Annotated in this window: 6 protein-coding genes and 1 tRNA gene; 6 read left to right on the forward strand and 1 reads right to left on the reverse strand. The window is 62.1% G+C overall.

Features of this window, described 5'->3' with window-relative positions:
• The first annotated feature begins 3 nt into the window (after positions 1-3).
• From HUI96_RS21825 to HUI96_RS21850, 6 genes are all read left to right on the forward strand, one after another.
• Positions 4-984, forward strand: a complete 981-nt coding sequence (locus tag HUI96_RS21825) for a branched-chain amino acid ABC transporter permease (RefSeq protein ID WP_188256794.1) — start codon at positions 4-6, stop codon at positions 982-984.
• Positions 977-1,726, forward strand: a complete 750-nt coding sequence (locus tag HUI96_RS21830; RefSeq protein ID WP_188256795.1) for an ABC transporter ATP-binding protein — start codon at positions 977-979, stop codon at positions 1,724-1,726. Before HUI96_RS21825 ends, HUI96_RS21830 begins: the two co-directional genes overlap by 8 nt.
• Positions 1,723-2,409, forward strand: a complete 687-nt coding sequence (locus HUI96_RS21835) for an ABC transporter ATP-binding protein (protein ID WP_188256796.1) — start codon at positions 1,723-1,725, stop codon at positions 2,407-2,409. The genes HUI96_RS21830 and HUI96_RS21835 overlap by 4 nt, the downstream gene beginning before the upstream one ends.
• A gap of 771 nt (positions 2,410-3,180) precedes the next feature.
• A tRNA-Arg gene (locus HUI96_RS21840) sits at positions 3,181-3,257 on the forward strand.
• 154 nt (positions 3,258-3,411) lie between these two features.
• A complete protein-coding gene (locus HUI96_RS21845; RefSeq protein WP_188256797.1) occupies positions 3,412-4,269 on the forward strand; it encodes a hypothetical protein in 858 nt (285 codons plus the stop codon).
• Complete coding sequence (locus HUI96_RS21850; protein WP_188256798.1) at positions 4,161-5,123, forward strand: site-specific integrase; 963 nt, start codon at positions 4,161-4,163, stop codon at positions 5,121-5,123. Before HUI96_RS21845 ends, HUI96_RS21850 begins: the two co-directional genes overlap by 109 nt.
• 615 nt (positions 5,124-5,738) lie before the next feature.
• Here HUI96_RS21850 and HUI96_RS21855 read toward each other — a convergent pair.
• Positions 5,739-6,968, reverse strand: coding sequence for a phospholipase D-like domain-containing protein (locus HUI96_RS21855; RefSeq protein WP_188256799.1), 1,230 nt, complete (start codon positions 6,966-6,968; stop codon positions 5,739-5,741).
• Positions 6,969-7,473: the final 505 nt, after the last annotated feature.

Here is a 7,473-nt window from a genome sequence, read left to right on the forward strand (position 1 = left end):
GCTATGAGCCGGGAAACCCTTCTCAATGCAGGGCTGGCGCTCTTGCTTCTGGTGCTGCCGCTGGCCGCAACCGCCCTCGGCGAGCCGTTCTATGTCTCTCTCGCCACGCGCATGGCCATCCTGGCGCTTGCCGGGGTCGGGCTCAATCTGGCGCTTGGCTTCGGCGGCCTCATCTCTTTCGGGCACGCGGCCTTTTTCGGCATCGGCGGCTACGCGGCCGGAATCCTGGCCGGGCACGCTCTCAATGCGGAGCCGCTGCTGTCCTGGCCGTTCGAATTTTCCGGCTCGGACCAGATGCATGTCGTCTGGCTCGTCGCGGCACTGGCCTCGGCGCTCGCCGCGCTGTTGATAGGCGCAATCAGCCTGCGCACAAGCGGCGTCTACTTCATCATGATCACGCTCGCCTTCGCGCAGATGTTCTACTATTTCGCCATCTCCTGGCCTGCCTATGGCGGCGAAGACGGGCTGTCGATTGCCATCCGAAACGGCTTTCCCGGGCTCAACACCGCCCTGCCGATGGATTTCTTTCTCATCTGCTACGTGTTGCTGATGCTGGCGCTTGTCCTTTCCTGGCGCATCCGCGATTCCCGCTTTGGGGCAGCGCTCCAGGCGGCGCGGCAGAACGATGTCCGCGTCGCTGCGCTTGGCATCGAGCCGTTCCGGACCAGGCTCGCAGCCTTCATCCTGTCCGGCATGATCACCGGTGTCGCCGGTGCGCTCTACGCGGATCTGAACCGCTTCGTCAGCCCTTCAATGATCTCGTGGCAGATGTCCGGCGAACTGATCGTCCTCATCATCCTCGGTGGTGCCGGCCGGTTGTTCGGTCCAGTGGTTGGGGCGATGCTCTTCGTCCTCCTCGAGTTCTTGCTGGGCGGCCTTACCGAGCGCTGGCAACTCTTCCTCGGCGTTATACTGCTCGGCGTCGTGCTATTTGCTCGCGGCGGCGTCATTGGCCTCCTTGTCGGCAGGGCGCGTCATGGCTGAGCCGGTCCTCGACATTCGCAGGCTCTCAAAGAGCTTCGGCGCGCTCAAGGCGACAGACGATGTCAGCCTCGATCTCCGCGCCGGCGAAATTCACGCCCTGATCGGCCCCAACGGCGCGGGCAAGACGACGCTCATCCAGCAGATTTCCGGAGCGCTCAAGCCAAGCAGCGGGTCGATCCGCTTTCTCGGCGAGGACGTCAGCGCGCTGGACGTCGCCGAACGGGCCCGGCGCGGCCTTGCGCGGACCTTCCAGATCTCGTCGCTGACGCCGGAATTCTCGGCGTTGCGCAACGTCATGCTGGCTGTTCAGGCACGGCAGGGGTCGAGCTTCCGCTTCTTTCGCGACGTGATGACCGATGCAAGCCTGACCGAGCCGGCCATTGCCGCGCTGTCGCGTGTGGGTCTTGGCGACCGCGTCCGCACGCCGGCGGCGGAGCTCTCGCATGGTGAGCGGCGTCAACTCGAGATCGCCATCGCGCTTGCGCTCCGCCCGAAGGCATTCCTGCTCGATGAGCCGATGGCCGGAATGGGACCGGAAGGCTCCAGGGCGCTGACCGTTCTCCTCGATGGGCTCCGCGCCGAAGCGCCGATCCTCCTCATCGAGCACGACATGGACGCCGTCTTCGCGCTTGCCGACCGCATTTCCGTCATCGTCTACGGACGCATCATCGCCAGCGGCACGGCGGCCGAAATTCGCGCGGACAGCGCTGTGCGCGTCGCCTATCTGGGAGAGCCGGGATGACGCTCCTCAAGGTAGCCGGCATCGAAACCTTCTATGGCGCAAGCCAGGCGTTGTTCGGCGTCGATCTCGACGTCGAGGAGGGTGAGGTCGTCGCCCTGATGGGGCGCAACGGCATGGGCAAGACCACCACGATCCGCTCGATCTACGGGCTCACGCCGGCACGCGCAGGCAGCATCACATTCGCCGGTCTGGACATCACGCAGCAACAATCCTTCCGCGTTGCGCGGCTTGGCGTTGGCCTTGTGCCGGAGGGCCGTCGCTGCTTCCCCAATCTGACGGTGCATGAAAACCTCGTCGCGGCGGCGCGCGACGGCAAATGGACGCTTGCCGCCGTGATCGACCTGTTCCCCAGACTCGGCGAGCGCTCGAGCCAATATGCCAGCACCCTTTCAGGCGGTGAGCAGCAGATGCTGGCGATAGCGCGCGCGCTGATGACCAATCCGCGCCTCGTCATACTCGATGAGGCCACCGAGGGCTTGGCCCCCGTCATCCGAAAAGTCATCTGGGATGCGATACGTAGGCTGAAGGCCGAAGGCGAGTCGATCCTCGTCGTCGACAAGAGCATGGCCGAACTCCTGCCGGTCGCCGATCGCTGCTTCGTCCTCGAGAAGGGCCGGACAGTCTGGACCGGGCGGCCAGCCGGCATGACCCCATTGCTGCAGGACCGATATCTGGGCGTCTGAAGTTTGCCGGGGTTTGCTGCGCAGTGGCTGCACCGATTTACACGCTTCAAGCGCTGGTCTGCCGTTCAGGTCGAAGAGAAGACGACTGAAGATCACACCTCCCCCCGTTAAGTCCGCAGGAGGACTCACTGGCGGTCTCCGAGCGTGCACTACCCGATGCGACGGTGCACCTCGCGCCGCAACTCAGCGGTCGATGACAGAACGCATTTGCCGCCGCAGCGCGGGGGCTCGGTCGTGGAGCGCATGCCTACTCTGATCCGGATCAGCCGATCCGATATGGATCAGAAGTTGACGCACTCAGACGGGCTTGCGTTCTCCTCAGCAACTCGTCCGGCCGCTGGAACGCGCTTGCTGGAACTGACAACTGCAATAATGAACTACCATGACTCGCAGCCTCTCGCTCCAGAAGCTGCTGAGCGCCGGATCCTCTTTAATCGTCTGATCGTTCAATTGCAGGAGGAATTGGAACCAGGCAAGCTGCCGTTGTTCCCGCTATCATCACTCAGGTGCTCGTCGATACTCCATTGTCCGAACCGGCCGCCCATCGCCCAAAAGCTATGCTCCGGCGGATCACGCCCGAACACTTCAGGCACAACGCCACAACCCCGCCGCTCCGGCGCACCCGACAGGGTTCGAAGCTAGGCGCTCTGCCTTCGGATCCATACGCCTTTCCATCGCGGAATTCGAAGTCAAACCGCCGTTGAACAGGCGGGAGGCTTCGTATAAGAACGCTCTGCCGGTTCCCGACGCGGGTCCGGCTTCGATGCGGATGCACCCGTAGCTCAGTTGGATAGAGCGCTGCCCTCCGAAGGCAGAGGTCACAGGTTCGAATCCTGTCGGGTGCGCCACTCACAGCCCAAGTCTTTGGAACTGCTGAAGCGCTTGATTCGACTGCGTGTTTCGGTTCGCGTTTGCTACACTTGCGTGCTACAAGGACCACAGTTGATGGGCCGTATGAAACACGTTTAGCGCCGCGCCAATCGCTTCGAGTTTCGCTTCGCCTTGCCGGATGACATCGCCGGCAAGCCGGCCCCAATGCCGTGGCCGGAAGCGCTCAGTTGGTGTGTCAATGCGCAAACCGGACGCTTCAAGCACGAACTTGTTCGGTCGCTCAAGTCAAACGACAGCCGAGCGGCGGAGCGGGCTGCCCTGCCGCTGATCGCCGAGGCGCAGCAGCTCGTCGATTTGGCACGCAAGGCGCTGGTTGCGGGGCCGCCAACGGAACTGGATGCGCAGACCCTTGCCCATCTGGCCCTGGCGCACGAAGCCAAGCTGCTGGCCGCCGACGAGGAGCTTCGGTCCAAGGGGCTCGGTTTGGATCTGGCTCGCGGCCTCACGCGGCCGGACGGGCTGGGAATGAGCGATGAAGATCTGGGACTCTATCAAAGGGCAATCGCCTACCTCAACGACGTCAGCCGCTCTGAGGCGGCCAAGATGCGCGGCGGTGAAGCACTGCAGCTGGCCCTTGATCGGGCTCTGGAGGAACGCGGTATCGTGCTTCACCCAGATGACCCCGCTTGGCGGCAGCTCGAGCTTGGCTTCATCCAGGCGCAACGACGGGCCATCAACGGCATCAACGCACGGCTCGACGGCGAATTGGTGCCGACACCAATCATCCCGGCACAGCCAAACCGCGCCGAGACCTTGTCAGAGGCGATGCGGCGCTGGGTGGAGGGGGCAGTCGGGCGGCACGTAAGCCCCGGGGCAACGCGATTGCCGAAGCGCAGCGCGCCGTTCAGCGTTTCATTCAGTTGCATGGCGATCTCGAACTCAGGGCGATTACCAAAGCCCATGGCCGGCAGTTTCGCGATGCGCTGGCCAAAATCCCAAAGGCGCTGCCGCACAAGCTGGCCAAGCTGAAGCTGCCGGAGTTGCTGAAACAGGACCTCTCCGGCTACGAACTGCGCAACGCCCAGACCATCAACAAGAACCTCAACCTGATCGCCGGCATCATGGCCAAGGCCGAGAAGGACGGCTACTTGGAGGACCTGCCGGGATGGTCCAACCCGTTCCATGTCGGCTTCGAGATCGCACACGCCGAGCGTGCGCCTTATGAGCCGTTCACGATTGGCGAACTCAATGCGCTGTTCGCCTCGCCGGTGTACAGCCAAGGCCTTCGGCCGAAGGGAGGGCGCGGCGACGCCGCCTACTGGTTCCCCTGGATCGCCCTCTTCACCGGCGCGCGGCGAACCGAGATCGCGCAGTTGAAGGTCGGCGACGTCCGTGAGACGTCTGGTATCGCATTCATCGACTTCAATGAAGAGGGCGAGGACCAGAACCTCAAGAACCTGTCGTCGGCACGCTCGGTGCCAATCCACCCTGAGTTGCTGCGGCTCGGCTTGCGCGACTACGCAGCGAAGCGCTCGCTCAAGGCCAAGGCATCGGCGCCGTTATGGCCCGAGTTCGAACCGCCGGTGGCCGACAAGGCAAAATCCTGGTCGAAATGGTTCGGTCGCTATCTCGCCAGTCATGTCGTTGACCATCCCTCGAAGACCTTTCACTCGTTTCGGCACACCTTCAAGCGGGCGTGCCGCGAAGCCGGTATCAGCGAAGAGATCCACAACGCCTTTACCGGTCACAGCGGTGGTGGAGTCGCTCGCAGCTACGGCCGTGTCCGACGCGCGGACGGAACAATGGATCGTGGCGTGTCGATTGAGCGGTTAAAGCAGGAGATCGACCAGGTTTCCTACGAAGGGCATTCGATAGCCCTTTGAGATGACTAACCACGATGCGTCGAATGAACCTGGATCGGACGAGGGGTTGAGCCGAGTGGTCCATCTGCGGCGCAGGGAGAGTTGGTGCAGAATTGGAGATGAAGTCCCTCTGGAACGAAGCTTGTGCCGGGTGTTCGAATCCCTCCTCCTCTACCACTCCCAACCCGCCAAACATTCTCCGCTGCCGATTAGCGGCCTCAGAAGCCCAGGATTTCCGGGGTTTTTGAACCAAACCTTGTGTCGGCGGCCAGCGTTTCAGGCGCGATTTTACTCTCTCTGGGCCGATTTTCTCCAAACCTTGTGACTACGCCAATCCGACACAAGGTTTTCGCGCATTGATTTTGTTCATCTTTTTAGATCGGCACCTTGTGTCAGTTGGCACAGAACTCCGGCGCGCGTTCGCACCCGAGATCTAACCATTTCCAAGTACACGCCTATGCTCGGCGGGAGAATTAGCGTCTTGTTTGGGCCGAAACCGGACCGTCAGCCCTCGGCCGCCGCTGCGCAGATAGCTGCCCCTCTTCAGCCGCCGCGCTGCCTTCCGCCAACGGCACTGAGTGGCTCGGTCCGCCAGCCACTGCCAACACTATAGTCCTGTTCTGCTTCTGACCATTCCTAAGCCTCATATTCATCATCGGCCTCAGGCGGGTTCCAGTACGCGAAGTTGAACAGGACATCGAGTTCGGTGAAGTCACTGAGCCCGAGACTCTTGCAAAGAACGGCAGCATCAGCGGCAAAACGCCCGTAACGCTCCCCATTGACGCTGGCTTTAGCTGGCACGCGCGGATAGCCGTTGATGTTGGCGAGCCCCATTCCTGCGACCGAATTGCGGTTCATGACGGGAAAGCGCTTGGGATCGCGGGTGTGCAAAATCTCAGTAAGGACGTTAGTTCCTGCACGAGGGATTCTATCAAAATAGCCCTTCAGGAGATCGAACAAACCAGCGGGATCTTGCGATGGCGCGGCTGCGAGAGCGCGCAGCGCTTCCTGATACAGCGGCGCCTTCTTTGCGAGAGAAGTCTTGCCACGATGGAGACCTCCCGCGTGCCAATATCTGATCTGCTCCTCATAGCGCGGAAGGAAATCACGCGGCTTCAGGTCCGGGTTGCGCGCGAGTTCGTCAAGGATCGTGGCCCCTTTGCGACGGCTTCTGCGCCGGTCCTTCACCTGTGCGTCAAACCCGTCCGGACCGTCGTCCGCACGCATCTCGATCAAAAGGTCACTGAGGACGATCGTCTGGCCAGGGGAGGCCTCCGTCGAACGTCGGGCGCGCCACTGGGCCGCCTTCATCGCAGCGCAATATATGTTGCGCTGCTTCTCGTAGCTGTCGATCAGACCAGGCGTCGCTTCAACGATGTCGCCGTCCGTGACCCGGTCGCCGATCCAGCCCTCTAGCCTGCGTTGCCATTTCCGTCCGCCGCCGATCAGGGCGGCAGATAGTTCATGATTATCGGAGAACCCGCCGGAGGTCATATTCGCCGACCCGACAATTAGCGCTTCCTGCCTGCCGCCCTTGAACCAATACACCTTGGGGTGCAGCGTGCACGCGCCGGCAGCGGCACCCATGTAAACCTGGATTTCGCCGCCGGCTCTCGCGGCGGCGGCGCGCAGGCGAAGAAGCGCTCGGAGCAGGTCTGGCTCGCTTTGAAAGAAGTTGATGCCGATGACAAACGTGGCGCTCAAGCCCTTGTCGACGCGCGCCCTAAGCGAGTTTTGAATCAGCTTCATTCCCGACATCCGCGCAAAGGCGACGATGCAAATGAAACGCGTCGCGTTCTCAAGATGGCGAACGAGCAGGCTGGCGTGATCCTCGTCCTCGGCATTCTCCAGCAGGATATCCGTCACGACTCCACCCCCCTCTAAAGATGCTCGATAGAATGGATCAGCCTACCTGCCCGATTTTGGAGCGGCCTACCTATTCCCTGGCCTGAAGAGGATAGAAAACCTGGAATAAATCAAGCGCACGCCTGATAACCCTCGACACCGCATCTGCGGCCGCCTGAGGATCAGCGGCCGCCCTTTCGCATATCGCTCACGCAGGCGGAATGCGTAGCGCTTGCCCAACGTAGCTATGCGCACGGAGGGTGGTGGATGGGACAGCTCGGCGAATGGCTGGCTCGGTACTTCCATCAGCGCAACCGCGATATGCGCCGGTTCTGGCGCAATCCAAGACACCAACCAGATCAGACGCATCGGTGGACCCCCTCACCGATTTCGGGAACCGCAGCGTGGGGGCTGGATGGCCGGGATGAGGCCCCAACGCTGAACCGGGCTGTCAATCGGCGCGCAAAACTGACCCCTGATCGGCGTCCAATTTTGACCCCCTTATTGTAGGGCGACGGTGAGCGCC

The organism is Pseudaminobacter soli (ex Zhang et al. 2022), assembly GCF_014595955.1.
GTDB lineage: Bacteria > Pseudomonadota > Alphaproteobacteria > Rhizobiales > Rhizobiaceae > Kumtagia > Kumtagia pseudosoli.